Annotated in this window: 6 protein-coding genes; all 6 read right to left on the bottom strand. The window is 73.7% G+C overall.

Annotated features, from left to right (window positions below; genetic code table 11):
* The coding region (locus ACWD3C_RS35680) for a polyketide synthase dehydratase domain-containing protein (protein WP_451150571.1) at nucleotides 1–1,125 on the bottom strand (1,125 nt) is incomplete at its 3' end.
* A gap of 2 nt (nucleotides 1,126–1,127) precedes the next feature.
* The gene (locus ACWD3C_RS35675; protein WP_451150569.1) at nucleotides 1,128–14,273 is read right to left on the bottom strand and encodes an SDR family NAD(P)-dependent oxidoreductase; all 13,146 of its coding nucleotides are present in this window, start codon (nucleotides 14,271–14,273) and stop codon (nucleotides 1,128–1,130) included.
* Between the two features lie 31 nt (nucleotides 14,274–14,304).
* Nucleotides 14,305–15,171 (bottom strand): ACP S-malonyltransferase, encoded by an 867-nt coding sequence (gene fabD / locus ACWD3C_RS35670; RefSeq protein ID WP_451150567.1) that lies wholly within the window; start codon nucleotides 15,169–15,171, stop codon nucleotides 14,305–14,307.
* A gap of 210 nt (nucleotides 15,172–15,381) precedes the next feature.
* Nucleotides 15,382–16,803: a PfaD family polyunsaturated fatty acid/polyketide biosynthesis protein gene (locus ACWD3C_RS35665; RefSeq protein WP_451150565.1), complete on the bottom strand. Its 1,422-nt coding sequence runs from the start codon at nucleotides 16,801–16,803 to the stop codon at nucleotides 15,382–15,384.
* Nucleotides 16,804–16,900: 97 nt separating this feature from the next.
* Nucleotides 16,901–17,644 (bottom strand): 4'-phosphopantetheinyl transferase family protein, encoded by a 744-nt coding sequence (locus ACWD3C_RS35660; RefSeq protein ID WP_451150563.1) that lies wholly within the window; start codon nucleotides 17,642–17,644, stop codon nucleotides 16,901–16,903.
* Nucleotides 17,645–17,767: 123 nt separating this feature from the next.
* Nucleotides 17,768–18,283, bottom strand: a complete 516-nt coding sequence (locus ACWD3C_RS35655; RefSeq protein ID WP_451150561.1) for a hypothetical protein — start codon at nucleotides 18,281–18,283, stop codon at nucleotides 17,768–17,770.
* Nucleotides 18,284–18,650: the final 367 nt, after the last annotated feature.

Below are 18,650 nucleotides of genomic sequence, written 5' to 3'. Positions count from 1 at the left end.
TTCGTCGTAGAAGCCTTGGTCGGGGTGGATGTCGGTGGTGGGTTTGCCGGTCTGTTCGGTGATGAGCTGGGTGACGAGTGCCGTCAGGTCCTGGCCCGGGGCAGGCGTGGCGGTCGGGGCCGGGGGCGCCACGACCGGTGACGGGGTCGGTGACGGGGCCGGCGCCGTGGACCTGTCGGCCCGCGCGGCGGCCAGCCGCTCGCCCTCCTGCGCGTGCTTGCGGATGTCCTCCGTCGTCCGCACCCGCTTGGCCCGGTAGCCGCTCAGCCGCACCGCGACCTCGCCGTCCTCGGTGCACAGGTCGATGTCCGCCACGACGGCCTGGGTGCTGTCGTCCACGTGCAGGTCGGCCAGCCGCGGCGAGTGCACCAGGGTGCGCTCCTGGAGCGGGCGGCGGGCCCGGAACGAGTCGACGTAGATCGGGATGAACGGCTGGACGATGCCGCGCCGCACCGGCTCGGGGAACTGCAGGAAGGGCACGAGCACCGAGAAGTCCATGAAGACGGGGTGCACGAAGAAGTGCCCGAGTTGCTCGACCGCGCTCGGGTCGAGATGCACGTCGGCGACCGAGAAGTCGGCACCGGCGCCGACTCGGCCCTGAACCTTCATGAACGGGCCGTGCTCGATGTCGAGTTGACGGGCCAGCGCGTACAGGTCGTCCGCGTCGAGCGAGTCCGGGCCGGAGGCGGCCTCCAGCCGCCCCGAGGGCACCGGCTGCGGCAGCCAGGGCCCCACCGCGTGGATCTCCGTCTGGAAGTTGGTCTGCCACTCCTCGTCGGCGACCTCGCCGCCGAGCAGTGGACGGCTGCGTACGGTGACCGGGACTCCGCCGCGTGCCGAGGGTTCCCCGACCGTCACCTCCAGCTGGCGGTCGAGGTCGCCGACGGCGATCAGGGGCCGGATGAACACACAGCGCCTGAGCTCCACGGAGGCGGGATCGACGCCGAGACGGCGGACGAGCCGCATCACCAGGTCGAGGTGGAAGACGCCGGGCAGTACCGGGGTGTGGTGGACGAGGTGGTCGCGTACGGCCGCGTCCTGGGCGGTCACCCGGGTGGCGAAGCGGTGCCCGGCGAGCGAGCGCAGCGCGGTCTCCGCGTCAAAGGACCGATGGGTGTCGGACATCGTCAGTTCAGCTCCTCGAGCGGCAGGATCGGGCGGCCGGCGGCAGCGTGCGTGGTATGCGCGACGGGCGCGGGCGGGACGGGCGGGACGGGCATGACGGGGGCGGCGGTCGCGGGGACGGAGACGGGCGCCGTGTCCCGCTCCACCCAGTGGCGGACGCGGCGGAAGACGGCCGGCGGCAGACTGGCGCGCTCGGCCGGGCGGGCGGCGAGCTCCGCGGTCGTGGGCTCACGCAGGATCGCGTGGCAGTTGACGCCGCCGAAGCCGAACGCGCTGATGCCGGCCCGGCGCACCCTGTCGATCGGCGCGAAGTCGCGCAGCTCGGTGTTCGGGTAGAACGGCGACCGGGCGAAGTTGAAGCGGGGGTTGGGCGTCTCGCAGTGCAGGGTGGGCGGAATCCCGTGGTGCCTGAGCGCCAGGACGACCTTGTGCAGTCCGGCCATCCCGGCGGCCATCAGCGTGTGCCCGATGTTGGACTTCACGCTGCCCACCGCGCAGTAGCCCGTCCTGCCGCCCGCGTCCCCGAAGGCACGGGTCAGGGCGCGCAGTTCCATCGGGTCGCCGATCATCGTGCCGGTGCCGTGTGCCTCGATGTAGCCGATGCCCGTCGGGTCCACCCCGGCCAGCCGCTGTGCCCGGCTCACGACTTCCTGCTGGGCGTCCGGGTTGGGTGTGGTCAGGCCCATCGTGCGGCCGTCGTTGTTCACGGCGACCGACTCCAGCACGGCGTACACCCGGTCGCCGTCGGCGAGCGCCGCGTCGAGCGGCTTCAGCAGCAGGGCGCCCGCCCCCTCGCCGAGCACCAGGCCGTTGGCGCGCGAGTCGAAGACCCGGCACGCGCCGTCCGGCGACAGCGCCCCGGACGCGCTCAGCTTCAGGTACGGCATCTCGTCCAGCAGCAGGTCCGCCGCCGCGACCAGCGCCGTGTCGCACTCCCCGAGCCGCAGCGACTGCTCCGCCATGGACAGCGCGGCCAGTGAGGACGAGCACGCGGTGTCGATCACGAGGTGCGGGCCGCGCAGATCGTAGACCTGGGCGAGATGGGCGGCGACGAAGTTCTGGTTGAGGCCGGTCACGGTGTTGCGGTGCGGGGTACGGATCCGGGCCGCGTACGCGCCGGTCTGGGCCGCCGCGAACACGCCCGTACGGGTTCCCGCGAGCTCGTGCCGCTCGTACCCGGCGTCCCGGAAGGTCTGCTCGGCGCACTCCAGGACCAGCCGGATCAGCGGGTCGACGTGCGAGGCGTCCTCCGGCGCGATCCCGAACGGCTCCGGATCGAAGTTCTCGATTCCGTCGAGGAAGCCGCCCCACCGGGAGATCGAGCGACCCGGCCGTTTCTCCGGCGCGTACAGCGCGTCGGTGCTCCACCGGGACTCGGGCACCTCCCGGATCGCGCTGCGGCCTTCGGCCACCAGCTTCCAGAACGCGTCCGTGTCCGGGGCTCCCGGGAAGCGGCCGGCCATGCCGATCACGGCGAGCGGCCGCGGCCCGGGGACCGTCCCGGTGTTCCGGGGGCCCGTCGGCGGCTCCGTCTCGACGGCCGGGCCGGCCGTGGCCCGCGTGGCCCGGCCGGTGTCGCGGCCGGCCCACCGCTCGACACCCTGGGGGTACTGGCTCGTCAGGAAGTCGGCGAGTCGCGCGGCCGTCGGGTTCTCCAGTACCACCGACGGATCCAGCGGAGCGTCCGTCAGCTCCTCCAGCCTGCCCACCATCCCGGCGATGAGGATCGAGTCCACGCCCAGGTCGGCGAAGGAGGCGTCGGCGGTCACCGCGTCCTTCGGCAGCATGAGTTCCCGCGCCATGAGGTCGAGGACGAACTCCTCGACCGCCGCCCTGACGGCCGCGCCCTGGGCGCCGTCCGTGGTCGTCACCTGCAGCTCCTTCGTCTCGTCGGTTCGGTCGTCGTCGGTCCGGTCGTTGTCGGTCGGGTCGTTGTTGGTCCGGTCGTTGCCGGTCCGGTGGTCGTCGGTCCGGTCGTCGTCGGTACGGCTCTGAAGAGAGCCGGGGTCGTGTTCCGGTGCGTGATGGCCGCCGGACGAACCGGCCGGGCCGGGGCCGGCCGTCTGGGCACCGGGCGCCGCGGGGAAGCCCCCCGGGCGTACCGCGGCGGCGACCGCGCCCTCGACGCGGCCCGCGATCACCTGCTCCAGCAGGCTCAGCCCGGCGTCGCGGGTCAGCGCTCCGAAGCCCGCCGTCCGATAGGCGTCCGCCGTGACCTCGCCCATGCCGAGCCCGGTCCAGCTGCCCCAGGCGATGGAGAGGTAGCGGGTGCCGTCCGGGCCCTCGGCCGCGTTGCGTTCGGCCGCGTAGGCCTCCAGGTGGGCGTTGGCCGCGGCGTAGTCGCCGAGTCCGACACCCAGGTGCGGCAGCACTCCGGAGACCGACGAGTACAGGACGAAGAAGTCGGGGCGGTCGGCCCTGATGAGCTCGTCCAGCACATGGAGCCCGGCGATCTTGGGTTCCCAGGTCGTCGCGATGGCGTCGGGGGAGCGGCGCACGAACGCCGGGTGGCGGCGGTCGACGGAGCCGGCGCAGTGCAACACCCCGGCGACGGAGCCGAGTTCGTCCCGTACCCGCTCCAGGAACGAGCTCAGCGCCTCGCGGTCCGTCAGCCGGCCGGTGTGGATCTCGACCCGCACACCGCGAGCTTCGAGAACGGCGACCGCTCGCGCCAGTTCGGCGGTCCGCGCGTCACCCGCGTCCTCGGCGGTGACGCTCCGCTGCCATACGGCACGGGGCGGCAGTGGGCGCCGGCCGAGCAACGCCAGCTTGCGAGCGCCCAGTTCGGCCAGCCGGAGCGCGGCCGCGAGACCGAGCCCGGCGGTGCCGCCCGTCACCAGATAGGTGCGGTCAGGGTCGAGCGACGGCCGAGTCCGCGGAGCGGCCAGGGTGCGCAGCGGTCCCGGAACCCATCGGCCGGTGCCACGCAGGCACACCTCGGCCGGTGATCCCGAAGCCGCCGCCAGTTCACCGCGCAGGGCGGCGAGCACCTCGTCGGGTGCCGTGGTCTCCGGGTCCAGGTCGACGGACGCGGAGCGTACCGCCCGGTACTCGGCGCCCACGGCCCGCACCAGCCCGGCCATCGCGGCGCCCCCGGCGTGCGGTCGGGCGTGGCCCAGCGGCTGCCGGCCCCGCGTCACCTGCAGAACGGCCAGCTCGTGTCCCGCCGCGGTGGCCCGGCGCACCAGCTCCTGCAGCAGACCGATGCGGGCCGCCTCCCGTGCCAGTGCCGTACCGGCCTCGGCGGCGCGTCCGGCGGACAGATCCGTCAGGTCCACCACCGCGTCCAACTGCCCGTAACGCTCGTAGAGTCGCTCGGCCAGGGTGTGCCCCGCCGCGTGGTCGGCCAGGTCGACGTCGTACTCGTCCGGCCCCAGGTGCGGCAGCAGACTGCGCTCGCGGACCAGGACCCAGCCGCTCTTGTCCGCGCCCGCGGCGTGAGCGGCGGCCTCGGCGAAGCCGAGCGAGTCCCGGGCGCCGACGATCAGCACACCGAGGGGCCTGCGGTCGGGCTCGGGCGGGACCGGCAGCGGGGCGCGTACCCAGTCCCGGGTCAGCAGGGCCGGGACGACCGGCTCACTGTCGTCGACCGGCGCGGTCGCGGATGCGGCGAGCGCGGCGGGCTCGGGCGGGGACAGGGGTGACTTCGCCTTCGCCTTCGCCGGCTCGGCCGTTCCCGTTCCCGTTCCCGTTCCTGTTCCCGTGCTCCGTGCGGCCCTGGCCGGTACGCCGGACGGCCCGAACTCGGTGCTGTGGTCGAACGGGTAGCCGGGGAAGGGAATCCGGCGTCGCGGTGCGGTGTGCAGGACGGTCCAGTCCACCGGATCGCCCGCCGTCCAGCGGGCCGCGGCGTCCGCCGGGTCCGTGGGGCGGGCGGCCGGACCGGAGGAGGGAGCCCGGTGCGGGCCGCCGAGGTGCACCCCCGGGGTGCCCGCCTCGCCGGTGTCGCCGAGATACGCGTCGAGGCGCTCGCGCAGTTCGGGGAGCGAGGAGGCGACCAGGGCCAGGCGCTCGGCCAGCGGTGTCCGGCCGGTCTGGGACGTCCATGCCAGGTCGCCGAGGCGTACGTCCGCGTCGGCGGCGTAGGCGCGCAGCCCGCTGGCGTAGGCGCGCAGCTGGTCGCGGGTCCGGGCGGAGAGGACGACCACCTGGGGGCTCTCCTCGTCCGCCGCCGGCTCGGTCCGCGCGGGCGGCTCCTCCAGGACGACATGGGCGTTGACGCCGCCGAAGCCGAAGGAACTCACCCCCGCGCGCAGCGGCGTCCCCTCCGCCGGAGCCGTCCACGGCCGCGCCTCGCGCAGCACCCGGAACGGCGAACCCTCCAGTTCCAGATAGGGGTTGAGGTCGGCGAGACCAGTCACCGGCGGCAGGGCGCGGTCCCGCAGGGCGTGCACGGCCGAGATCAGCCCCGCGACGCCCGCCGCGCTCTCCAGATGCCCGACGGACGCCTTGAGCGCGCCGAGGACGGTGGAACCCTCCGGCACCGGACGGTCGCCGGCCGCCCGCTCGAACGCCTGCTTGAGGCCCTGGATCTCGATCGGGTCACCCAGCTTGGTGCCGGTGCCGTGGGACTCGATGTAGCCCACGGACGCCGGGCCGACCCCCGCGTCGCGCAGCGCGGCCACGATGGTGTCGGCCTGGCCGCGCGGTGTGGGCGCGGTCAGCGAGTGCGCCCGGCCGCCGTGGCCGACCGCGGAACCGCGCACCACCGCGCGCACCGTGTCGCCGTCGGCGAGTGCCCGTGCCAGCGGCTTGAGCAGGACGGCCCCGACCCCCTCCGCCCGCACATAGCCGTCGGCGCGGCTGTCGAAGGTGTGGCAGCGCCCGCCCGCCGACAGCATGCCGCCACGGCTGAGCGAGACGTACCAGGTCGGTGTCATCACGACGTTGACCCCGCCGACCAGGGCGGCGTCGCACTCGCCCGCCCGCAGGGCCGTGAGCGCCCGGTGCAGGGCGACCAGCGAACTGGAGCACGCGGTGTCGACGGTCTCGCTGGGCCCGCGCAGGTCCAGCAGGTACGACACCCGGTTCGCGACGATGGCGTGCACGTTGCCGGTGACGGTGTGCCCGGCCACGTCGGTGCCGTGCTCGCGCAGCACGTCCAGGTAGTCGTGCAGGGTCGCTCCGGCGAAGACGCCCGTGCGGGTCCCGGCGAAGGACTTCGGGTCGTACCCGGCGTCCTCCAGGGTGTGCCAGCAGGTCTCCAGGAACAGCCGCTGCTGCGGGTCCATCAGCGACGCCTCGCGTGGCGACAGCGAGAAGTGCGCGGCGTCGAACGCCGTCACGGAGTCGAGGAACCCGCCCGCCCTGCAGTCGGTGGTACCGGGTTCGCGGCGCGGGTCGCCGTCGTACGCCTGCCAGTCCCAGCGCTCCGCCGGAACCTCGGTGACCAGGTCCCGTCCGGCGAGCAGGTTCCGCCAGAACGTCTCGGCGTCCGGCGCTCCGGGGAACCGTCCGGCGAGACCGACCACGGCGATCGCCTCGTGCTCATCGGCGCCGCCGGCCACCGGCACCGGACTCCGCTCCGGCGCATCGTCCGCGGTCAGGGGCTCCGCGGCGGCGGGGGAGGCCGTCACCGGCTCCGCTGGTGCCTCCGGTGTCTCCTTTGTTTCTGGTGCTTCCGGTGTCTCCGGTGTCTCCGGTGTCTCCGGTGTCCCCGGGGCGCCGGACCCCGTCGCGCCCAGGGCCGCGCGCACGCTCGCGCCGTGCCGTTCCACCAGGTGCCGGGTGATCGCGTCGGCCGTCGGGAACTCGTAGAACGTCACGGGGGTCAGGGCCAGGCCGAACGTGTCGTTGAGGCGGTTGGCGAGAGTGGTCAGCAGGACCGAGTTGAAGCCGTACGCGCCGAGTTCGGTGGCCGCGTCGATGCGCTCGGGCGTGGTGCCGGCGACCTCGGCGACGCGGGCGACGACCAGGTCGCGGATCACCGCGGGGCCCGGTTCGGCCCCGGCGTCCGCCGCACGGCCGCCGGGCGCCTCCAGCGGCCCGCCGTCCTGGACGGTGCCCAGTCCCGCGCGGGCGAGCACCGCCCGGGTGCGGTCGGTCCCGGCGCAGGAGACGTACAGGCGCGGCTCGCGCGACCGTACCGCGTCCTCCAGGACCCGCATGGCCTCCGGCGTGCCGATCGGCACCAGGCCGATCGCCGTGACCGCCATGGCGGCGGCCTCGGCGTCCAGCCGCATGCCGCCCTCGGACCACAGCGGCCAGGCCAGGGACACGGTGCGCCCGCTGCGCGTACCCTCCGCGACCCGCTTCTCCCGGCGTACGGCGCAGGCGTCGAGGTAGGCGTTGGCCGCGGCGTAGTCGCACTGCCCCGTGTTGCCGACGGTGCCGACGACGGAGGAGAACAGGACGAACACGCCGAGCCTGTCGTCGGCCGTCAGCTCGTCGAGCAGTGCCGTACCGGTGGTCTTGGGCGCCAGCACCCGGGCGATCGACTCGTCGGGCTTGTCCTGCAGCAGCGCGTCGTCGATGAGCCCGGCGGCGTGCAGCACACCGCTCAGGGCGCCGAACCGGGAACGGGCCGTGCGCAGCGCCACGTCCAGCGCGGACCGGTCGGTCACATCCGCCTGTACGTAGAGTCCGTCGCCGCCCAGGGAACGCAGCTGCGAGCAGAACCGCTCGTGCTCGGGGCCCGGCGCGGAACGGCCGATCAACGTGACCTTCGCGCCGTACTGTTCGGCCAGGTGGACCGCGACGAGGCGGCCGATCCCGCCCGCACCGCCGGTGACCACGTGGTGCCCGCCCTCGGTGAAGCCCGGCCCGCCGCCGTCACCGGCCGGGGCGCCGTCGGCGAACCGCAGCACCCGGCGTCCGTCGCGTCCGAGGCGTATCTCGGTGTCGGCGCTGTCCGCCTCCGCGACCAGGGCGGACAGGGACGGGTCGGCCCCGTCGGCCAGTTCGACGCGGATGTGCCGGTAGCGGCTCGTCTCCCGGGCCACCGCACGCCCGAAGGCGGCGACCGCGGCCTCCACCGGGTCGTCACATCCGGCCGGGACGACCTGTACGTACGTCAACGGGGGCAGCGCCCCGACCGAGACGGCGCGTCCCAGGTCGGCCGGGAGCCGCTCCGCGACGGCGGCCGCGTCCTGCGGGCCGTCCGCGGAGCCCGAGAGCCCGCGCCGGTCGATCAGGACCACGGGGCCTTCGGCACCCGACCGCTCCAGCAGGGAACGCAGATCGTCGGCGTTGCCTCGCCGCACCACGGTGCCGGGCTGTTCCTCGGGCACCTGGCCGGGGGCGCACTCCACCGCGCGCAGGCTCAGCCACGGCCGCTCCCCGTCCGGGTCGGCGGCGGGCGGGGTGTCCGGCCTGTCGAGGACGAGCACGGTGCGCGGTGCGGCCGTGCCTTCGGTGACGGTCCGCCCGGCGGCGGTCTCCCAGTACGGGGTCCACACGGCGGCGGTCTCGGGCGCGGCCCCGGCCGGCTCCGGGTCGGCGGCGGGCGCCTGGGGGCTGGTGACGCTCAACGCGGTCGACGGCAGCCAGTAGGGCACCCGCTCGAACGGGTAGGCCGGCAGCGGGGTGCGCCGGGCGGCGGGCAGCAGGGCCGTCCAGTCGAGGTCGGCCCCTTGCACCCACAGCCGGGCCAGCATGCCGAGTTCGCCCCGCGCGGCCAGCGACGACAGGAAGTCCTGCCCGCCGGTGAGGTCCTCGAAGAGCCCGGCCAGCGGCCCGCCGCGCACCAGCCGCCCGGAATGCACGGCGGCGGAGCCGTCCTCGGTGCCCTCCGCGATCCGGTCCAGCGTGCCCAGCAGCTCCTCGCGTCCCCGCGCGGTGAACGCCGCCCGCACCTCCAGGGCCTCGCGGCCCACCCGTAGCGTGTGCGCCACGTCGGCGAGGCGAGCGGCCCGCCCCGGACCCCGCAGGTGAACCGCCAGCCTCCTCGCCGTGGACCGCAGTTGCTCATCGGTCCGGGCCGACAGCACATACAGCTCGGCACGCACCGCGTCCTCCTCCTCTTCTTCTGTGGACGGCCTCTCACAGGCCTCGACGACCAGGTGCGCGTTGACCCCGCCGGCGCCGAAGGAGCTCACTCCCGCCCGCAGCGGAGGGGCGCTGCCGTCGGCCTCCGCGCCCACCGGCTCCCAGGGCGCCGCGGTGTCCTGCAGGCGGAAGGGGCTGCCGTCCAGCTCGACGAACGGATTGGGAGTGCCGGCGTGCGGCGTGGGCGGCAGCGTGCGGTGCTTGAGCTGCAGCAGCACCTTCGTCAGCCCGGCGATTCCGGCGGCGGGTTCGAGATGCCCGATGTTCGCCTTCACACTGCCCAGCGCGCAGCTGCCGGCCCGCTCCCGGGCACCGAACGCCCGCGTCAGCGCCCGTACTTCGATCGGGTCGCCCAGCGAGGTGCCGCTGCCGTGCGCCTCCACATAGCCGACGGTGGCCGGGTCCACCCCCGCGCCGCGCAGCGCCGACGACACCAGCGCCGCCTGCGCCTCGGGACTGGGCACGGTGAACCCACTGGTGCGGCCCCCGGAGTTGACGGCGGTGCCGCGGATCAGCCCGTAGACGTGATCGCCGTCGGCGAGGGCCTTCGACAGCGGCTTGAGCAGCACCGCGCCCGCGCCCTCGCCCATGACGAACCCGTCGGCGCCCTCCGCGAACGGACGGCACACGCCGGTCTTCGACAACATGCCCATCTGCGCGTACTGGATGTGGCGCACCGGGTGCAGCACCAGGTTCACGCCGCCCGCGATCGCGGCCGACACCTCACCCCGCCGGACGGCCTCGCACGCCAGGTGCACGGCCACGCCCGAGGCGGAGCACGCGGTGTCGACGACCATGCTGGGCCCGGTCAGGTCCAGGAAGTACGAGACCCGGTTGGCGATCGCGTAGTTGTCGGCGTACGGGTAGGGCGAGTGACCGGTGGCCGCTCCGTTCGCGCTGAAGGTGCGGTAGTCGTCGGCCATCGCGCCGACGTAGACGCCCACGTCCCGGCCGAGCGTGTGCCGGTCGTACCCGGCGTCCTGCACGGCCTCCACCGCCGTCCGCAGGAACAGCCGCTGCTGCGGGTCCATCTGCTCGGCGTCGCGCGGAGCGATGCCGAAGTACAGCGAGTCGAAGTCGGCGACCCCGTCCAGGAACGCGCCGATACCGCTGTACGTGCGCCCCTGACCGCCCTCGGGCGCGTACACCGCGCTGTGGTCCCAGCGGTCGGACGGTACGGGGCGGGCGGCGCTGCGGCCGTCCAGCACGTTCTGCCACAGCTCGTCCAGGCTCTCGGCGCCCGGGTAGTGCCCGGCGAGTCCGACGACGGCGATCGGGTCCCCGTGGGGCACGGGCACGGCCGGCGGCTCCGGCGTGGCGGCGGGCGGTGCGCCGCTCTGCCGTACGGCGTTTGCGGCATCTTCAGTGGGTACGGTGTTTTCGGCGACGGGCGCGGGGCGGGGCTCCCGCGCGGTCACCGGGCCGGCCGTGCCGGGCTCGGCCGGCTCCTCGACGGCGAGTGCCGCGGCGATGTCTCCCAGTGTGCGGTGCTCGAAGAACAGCGTCTTGGACAGCCGCCCGTACCGTTTCTCCAGCCGGATGACCGCGTCCACCACGGCGAGGGACGTCATCCGGATCGCTTCGAGCGGAGTGTGGGGACCGATGTCGGCGCGGGGCAGCCCCAGGACGTCCGCGACGACCGAGCACACCGCTTCGCGCGCCTCGGCCAGGCCGCCCGTCGCGGACGGCACCGGCTCCGCCGCGGGGTCCGGCGCGACCGGGGCGGCGAGCCGGGCGGAGGGACGAGTCGCCCGCAGCACGGTCGCCAGGGGGTCGGTGTCCTGCGCGAGGTCGACCAGGGCCCGGCGGCGTACGGCATCGCGCGCGCCCGCTTCCGAGGGCTCCCTCGCCTGCTTCTTCTTCGGCGGCGCGCTGTCGTCCGGCTCCGGCTGGGCCTCCTCCGGCACGAACGCCACCTCGGCGACGGCGGAGAGGGGCGCCCGGTACACGATCCGGCCGTCCTCGCCCGGCTCACCGAAGGCGCCGAGCACCGAGTCGAAGAACCGCCGCACCGGAGTGTTGCGCTCGGTGGGCGCGTACGGGGCGACCAGACGGGACACGCCCGCCTCGCTCAGCTCCCGGGCCACCGCGGCCAGGAAGGCGTGCTCGACGCCGCGTCCCAGCACCCGGCAGCTCATCAGGAACGTGTCGAGCACGGCCGAGGTCCCGTCGGCGTCCTCGCGGGTGATGGCGAGGCCCACCAGACCGTAGTCGCCGAAGCGGTCCTTCACATGGGCGGTACGGACGCGCACCTTCGGGTCGGCGAGCAGCACCCGCATCTCCGGCTCGCCACGGCGCACCGTCGACAGGTTGAACTGGTTGGTGCGGTAGGTCAGCTGGGACATCCGCGCGTACTGCTCCGGCACCGGCGGCGCCACCTCGACCGTCAGCCCGAGGCCGCTGATGAAGTCGGCGAACGACGACGCGTCGCGGCGCATCGCGTCACGGTCGCCGCGGGCCTTGTAGAAGTCGCCGCGCCTGCGGTCCTCGTCGGTGACGGTGAGCCGGTCCAGCGACCAGATCCGGTCCAGGAAACCGGGCACCGCGTCGCCGTCCTCGGGCAGTTGCAGCGACAGCACCTCGGGGTGTGCGGCCCGGACCGCGGCCACCTCCACCGGGTTGTCGTCGAGGAAGACGAAGCTGTCCGGGCCGAGGTCGAGTTCGGCGGCCAGCGACGCGATGTTGAGGGCCTTCGGCTCCCAGTTCACCCGGCGCGCCGTGATGTGCTCGGCCCGCAGCGGCATGTCCTGACGCACCGCCAGCACCTCGGCGACGTCCGCCTCCTCGTTCTTGCTGGCCAGGCAGATCAGCACGCCCTCTCGCCGGCGGGCGACGGCCCACTCCTGAACGGCCCGGTGGGCGGCCTCCAAGCGCACGCCGTGGGGCCCGTCCTCGCCGACGACCCCGCCCCACAGGGTGTTGTCGCAGTCGAGCACGATCACCTTGGACGGCGCGGTCAGAGCGGCGTGCGCGGCGCGTGCCACACCGGCCGCCACGGCGACACAGCCCTCCTGCGTGAACGGGATGTGCGCGGCCTGGTCGCGCGCCGCGTCGTAGTGGCTCTCGCCGGCCGGGACGGTCCCGCCCGACCAGCGGTCCCTGCCGAGCACATGGACACCCGGGACATCGCTCAGCGACCGTACGATCAGCTCCTCGGCGGCGGTCAGTTCCGCGTCGCGGCCCCGGCCGGCGTCGTGGTCGGGGGACGGCGGGCACAGCAGCACCAGCAACGGCACGGAGCTGCGCCGGGCGTGCGAGCGCACCGCGTCGGCGAACTCCTCGGCGGTCCGTGCGCCCTCTCCCTCCGGCCAGTCCCCGGTCCGGACCAGGACGGCCTTCAGGCCCTGGTCGACGGAGGCGAACACGCCGTCGGGGGAGAGGAGTTCCTGGAAGACCTGCGCGTAGTCGGCGGGCCTGACGTTCAGACCGAGGCCGAGACGGTCGCACCAGTGCCGCAGCGGCTCCAGCAGCGGGTCGAGGGTGAAGGTCGCAACGACGGCGAGGTCGAGGGGGCGCCGGTCCGCGGCTTCCACGGGCGTGTCGTCGGCGCCGGCGGGTGCCGTTCCGGGGGCGTCCGTGGCGTGCCCGCCGGAGCCCTGGTCGTCGGGTTGGGCCAGGGCTGTGCCGTCCTCCGTGAAGGACAGCACCCGCACCTCGCCCGGTGCGGCGGTTGCGGCCACGGCGCGAGCGAGGGCCGCGGCGACCGGTTCGACGGCCGCGCCCCGGTCGCCGCCCAGCGGGGTCGCGGTCATAGCGGTACGCAGCCGGGGCGGGCGCGCGATCAGCCACGACGCCTCCGCGTGCTCGACGGCGGCCGCGCGCGTCAGGCCCTCGACGGCGAACTTGGCCGTCACATACGCCGACCAGCCCGGCTGCGGGTCCGTCGTCCACGCGCTGGAGACCGTGACGACCCGGCCGCCCCGCCCGGCGACCTCGGCCGCGAGCGCGGCGAGCGGCTCACGGGTGAGGGACAGGGCCCGGGCCACATGGTCCGCGGCACGGGCCGAGGTGGCGGGCTCCAGGGGCAGCTCGGCCGGTGTGGGGCAGGCGTTGAGCACCAGCAGGTCGAGTCCGCCGCGTTCGTCGCGGATCCGCCTCAGGACGCCGGCCGTCCACTCCGGGTCGGCCGCGTCACCGGGCACCGGACGGACGCGGGCACCGGCGGCGCCGAGCCGCTCGGCCACGGCGGCCGCGTCCTCGGTACTGCGGTGGAACCCGGCGTACACCTCGGCGCCCTGCAGCGCGAGCGCCTGGGTGACCGCGGCACCGAGACCGCGGCTGGCGCCGACGACCAGCGCGGTGCGCCCGGCCAGCGGCTCGCCGTCCGGCAGCAGCGAGGCGAGGGCCTCGACGTCGCCCGCCGGAACGTCCGCGCGGTGGAAGGCACGGACGCTCGCCTCGGCCCGTACGCCCAGGGCCTCGGCGGTGCCGGTCAGCCGCAGCATCCGGAACCGCTCCTGTACGTCGGTGACTTCGGCTCGCGCGGTGAACGGACCGCTGCCGTCCGTGTCCTTGAAGTCCTTGAAGTCCTCGAAGGTCACGTCGAAGTCGGACAGCAGCGCGGCACGGCCGGGCGCCTCCATCCCGGCCAGATAGCTGATCCACGCCAGCACGCCCACCGGAACCGGGCCCAACCCTCGCTCCCGCAGCCCGAGTTCGTCCGTGAGCCGCTCGACACCGGCCCAGCGTGGCGCGTATCCGCCGCCCAGAGACAGGCCCGCCGTGAACTCCGTCAGCTCCGCGTCGCGGGGCAGCTCGCGCACGGTCGCGTCCCCGTGGTCCGGTACGGCGCCCGCGTCGGGCCCGGGCCCCGCACGGAACTCGGCGCTCACCTCCAGCAGGGTGCGTGCGCCGTCCCGCAGCCGGACCACCGCACGCTCCGCCGAGTCCTCGGCCACCTCGCGGGTGTAGTCCTGGTCCGCGTACACGGGGGCCTGGAAGCGTACGGAGATCCGGACCGGGTGGCGGTCGGGCCGCGGCGCGAGGCCGGACAGGGCGAGGAGCGTGCCGAGCACCCCGTAGACGACGGGCTCGCCGAAGGCGGTGCGCCGCGCGTAACCGGCGTCGACATGCAGCGGATTGTCATCGGCACTGGCGTGCCGGAAAGTCTCGACCACGGCGGCGGTGGCCCGCACTCGGGTCGGCGTCGTCTGGTCTTCCATGATCGCCTCTCGACTCACTCGCTCGTGGGGTTCATGCGGTGGGCGACAGCGCCCGCCGGTGGGCCTTGACCTGGGCGACGAGACCGGTCAGCACCTGACCGGGGCCGATCTCCCGGAACTCCGGCTCGGGACGGTCCAGCAGATACGCGACGCTCTCGGTCCACCGCACCGGCGACGCGATCTGCCGGGTCAGCAGGTCCGCCGGATCGTCGGTGCCGTACGGCCGTGCCGTCACGTTCGAGATCACCTCGATGCGCGGCGACGCCAGCCGGTACTGGGCGAGGAACGTGCCGAACTCCTCGGCGGCGTCGGCCATGTACCGGGAGTGGAAGGCCCCGCCGACGTTGAGCGGTACGACCGCCTTCGCCTCGGTGCCGAAGACGTCCCGCAGTCCCGCGATCTCGTCCCGCGGCCCGGAGACCACGGTCTGCCCGGGGGCGTTGAGGTTGGCCACGTCGACACGGGGCGCGCGCTCGGCGAGCACCTCGCGGACGCGCTCCTCGGCGGCACCCATGACCGCGGCCATGCCGCCCTCGGGTGCCTGCGCCATCAACTCCCCGCGCCGCACCACGATTTCGAGGCCGGTGAGGAAGTCGAAGGTGCCGGCCGCGAACAGCGCCACGTACTCGCCGAGGCTGTGTCCCGCGACGGCGTCCGGCACCCGGCCGGTCTCACGGACCGCGTCCAGGTAGGACAGGGCGTTCACCACGTACATCGCGGTCTGGGTGTTGCGGGTGTCGGTCAGCTCCTGGGCGGAGGCGTTCAGGCACAGGTCCGTGATGGAGCGGCCGAGCACCGAGTCGGCCTGGCGGACCAGGTGCGGGAACTTCGGGAACAGGTCCCGGCCGATTCCGGGGCGGTGCGAGCCCTGGCCGGGGAACACATGGATGAGCGTCATGTCCGGGTCTCCCATGGGACGTTGATCGGTAGGAGGGCGCTGAAGATCTTGGCTGGATCAGCGAGCGGCGGCTGGTGCGTGCAGCTGCAAGGCGCCGGGATGCCCTCGTAGCGGAGCTAGTGGGGCGTTTCGGCAACGCGGCTGGGGGCGCCCCCTCTGGGGGAGTGCGTGCCAGGCGTCGGGAGCCCGGCCAAGATTTTCAGCGCCCTCCTATGCCGCGGCGAAGGGCCGGGACAGGGGAGTGAGGTGGGCGGCGCGGGACAGCAGGTCCGCGGCGCCGGTCATGATCAGGTGGGCGAGGTCGTCGGGGTGGCGGTCGCGCCAGTTCTCCCGGGGGCCGCCGCGCAGCCGTTCGTTGAGCGCGCCGAGGGCCGGACCGCACGGGATCTGGAAGTCGACGCGCTGGTCGGCGTCGCCCTCCAGCGCGCTACGGGTGGCCTTCGCGAAGTACCAGGTGAAGATGAGGGCCATCCGGCGCTTGGGGTCCTGCTCGGCGCGCTCGATGACGGCCGGCCGGGTGGCCGCGTAGCGGGCCTCGACCTCCTGCCACACCTCGTCGAAGGAGCGGCCGAGGATGCGGCGCTGTACATGGTCGGCGGTGTCGTGATCGAGTTCGTCGAGCGAGCCGTGCCGCAGCCACAGCTCGTACAGCTTGTTGGCGCGGGCCGGGAAGAACAGCCCCCGGCGCAGCACCTGGGCCTTGGTGCCCATCTCGAACATGTCGCCCGCCGGCACCAGCGCGGTGTCCTGCACCTGGGCCCGTTGCAGCAGGTCCTTGGCGGCGTCGGACGTGCCCGCCTCGACGGTGCACTGGTTGACGCTGCCGGTCAGGACGAAGTCCGCGCCCATGACGAACGCGGCCGCCGCTGCCTCGGGGGTGCCGATACCGCCCGCCGCGCCGATCCGCACCCGCCCGGCGGCCGGGTGACCCCCTGCCAGCCGCTCGCGCAGCGTGAGCATCGCGGGCAGCAGGGCGATCATGGGCCGCTGGTCGGTGTGGCCGCCCGAGTCGGCCTCGGCGCACAGGTCGTCGCACATGGCGACCGCCCCCGCGAGCTCCGCCTCCTGGTGCGTGATACGGCCGGACGCGGCCAGCGCGCGGACGATCCCGGCCGGCGGCGGGGACAGGAAGGACTCCGCCACCTCCTGGCGGGACACCTTGGCCATGATCCGGTTCGGGGTGCGGACACCACCGTCGGGGCCGCGGCGCGCGCCGGTCAGACGGTAGCGGACGAGGGCGGGCGTGACCTGGACGAAGGAGGCCGCCTCGATACGCCGTACCCCGTGGGAGAGGAACACGTCGACGGCGCGTTCCTCCCGCTCCGGGCGCGAGGAGAGCAGGTTCACGCCGAAGGCACGGTGATCGCCGAGCTCCGCGCGGATGCGCCGCAGCGACGCGTCGAGCTCGTCGTCGGTGAGGCCGCCGGCGCCGAAGTAACCGAGCAGCCCGGCCCGTCCCATACGGACCACCAGCTCCACAGAGGCGATGGCTTTGTACATCGACCCCGAGGCGTACGCGTACGCCACTCCGTGGTCGGCGCGGAAACCGGCGCTGCCGAGATCCTCTGGCCGCAGTCCCGAGCCGGGAATCGGGGCGGCCCGTGTACCTGGCGTACCGTCGGGCGAGTGCACGGGAGTCCTCCCAGGACGTGGATGGATGACGGCACACTCGCCCGGCTGGGGGCGGGAGGGCCGCGCTGAACGGTGTGTGTGGAGCGGGAGTGCCGTACTACAGCTGGTTCGGCTCGCGCATGACGAGCCGCAGTTCCTCGCCCTGGCGGCGGCCGATGCACATGGCCGCGTGGAAGTCGGCGGGAACCTTGACGAAGTCGTAGAGCCAGTTGTCGGGCCGGTCCGCGAGCGAGGGCTTCAGCACCAGCTCCGGGGTACGGCCGTCGGGAAAGAGGAAGGAGATGTCCCGCAGCGGCAGCGAGATGCCCTGGCCGCGCGCCTTGGCGTACGCCTCCTTGAACACCCACACGTCCAGGAATCGGCTCTTCCACGCACGGGCGGGCAGATTGCGCAGTTCCTCGATCTCGAGATCGGACATGACCTGATGGATCAGGTCGGGGAGCGAGATCCGCGCGTCACGCTTCTCGACGTCCACGCCGATGGGACGCTCCCGGGTGACCCCGAGCATGCACATTCCTCGCGAGTGCGAGAGGTTGAAGTCGAGGTCGACGCCCAGCCGGTGGTGCACGGCGGGCTTGCCGAACCGGTTGAACTCGAATTCCCACTCGGACGGTTCGATGTCGACGTACTGGGACAGGCAGCGCCGCAGCAGCGACCGGGCCATCACGAACTGCGCGCGGTCCTGCTGGAAGTAGAACTGATCGGCCCGGTTCCGCTCCTCGGGGGAGAGAACCGATTCGTGCTCGCGCAGGCTGCGGGGCTCGCCGTCCGGTCCTGCGGAGGACGCGATCCACAGGTGCACGTCGGTCCTGCTCAACGTGACATGGGGTTCCCTGGTCATGGTCCCTCGGTGCTCTCCGGACTGCGGTTCGGGGTGCGACCGTCGTCCCTGGAGGTGGTGGCCGGCGATGGACGGGGCGTCCCCGGGCGGGTGCCCGGGGACGCCGGGGAAGGGAGCGCCGGGTCAGGCGGCGGACGTCTTCTCGCGGTGCGCGTCGAAGACATCGAAGACGCCCTCCAGCTTGCGGGAGATGACGCCGTACAGCTCCTCCATGCGCCTGAGGCGCTCGACCCGCTCCTCCGGCTGGTCCTTGAGCACCTCCAGACCGTGCTGAACGGCCGTGTGGAACTCGGGGATCCGGCGGAAGGAGTGCTCCACGGCGTTCGGCCAGGCGGCGTCGTTGAGCGTGATGTAGTAGTTGTCGGTGCCGGGTATCTCCTCGCGGGTGTAGACGCCGGGCGGGGTCAGCAGGTCGGCGATCCAGTCCACCGGCTCACGCGGGATGTCGAGCGCCTTGGCGATGTCGTCGGCGCTCTGCTTCGCGGGGAAGCAGACGATCATCCAGCCGATGACGTAGCCGCGCTCCCACTCCATCCCGTCGGTGATGTGGTAGTGCTCGGCGATCTTGTAGACGAATGACTTCTCGGCCTCGGTGAGGGTGGAGCGCTCGGAAATGACGCCCTCGGTGTTTTCTGTCATGCCCTCAAGTATTGGCGTCCGGATTCGCTGGTCAAGATTTCCAAGAACCGTCTCACAGGGATTCCGTATGTCTTTTTACTTCCTTCCTTCTGAGCCCGACTACCGCTGTGAACTGCTGTTCTTCGGATCCTGAAGGTTCGTCTTCCTCCCCCCTTACATTCCGCTTTACGTTCCCATTCACCGGCCGTACCGGAATCCTCGCCCGGCTCTCTCGCATATTTGTCGTGGTGTGCGCGTGGCATGAAAGCGGCGCGGGGGGGGGGGGGGCCCCCGCCGCCCCCGGGGGGGGGGGGGGGGCGGGCCCCCCCCCCCCCCCGCCGAGCGGACGGGGGGCCCCCACCCCGGGGAGGGGAGGGGGGGGCGCCGG

Source organism: Streptomyces sp. NPDC002845 (assembly GCF_053591955.1).
Note: the sequence above shows the minus strand (reverse complement) of the source record. Positions and strands in the feature narration are given on the sequence as shown.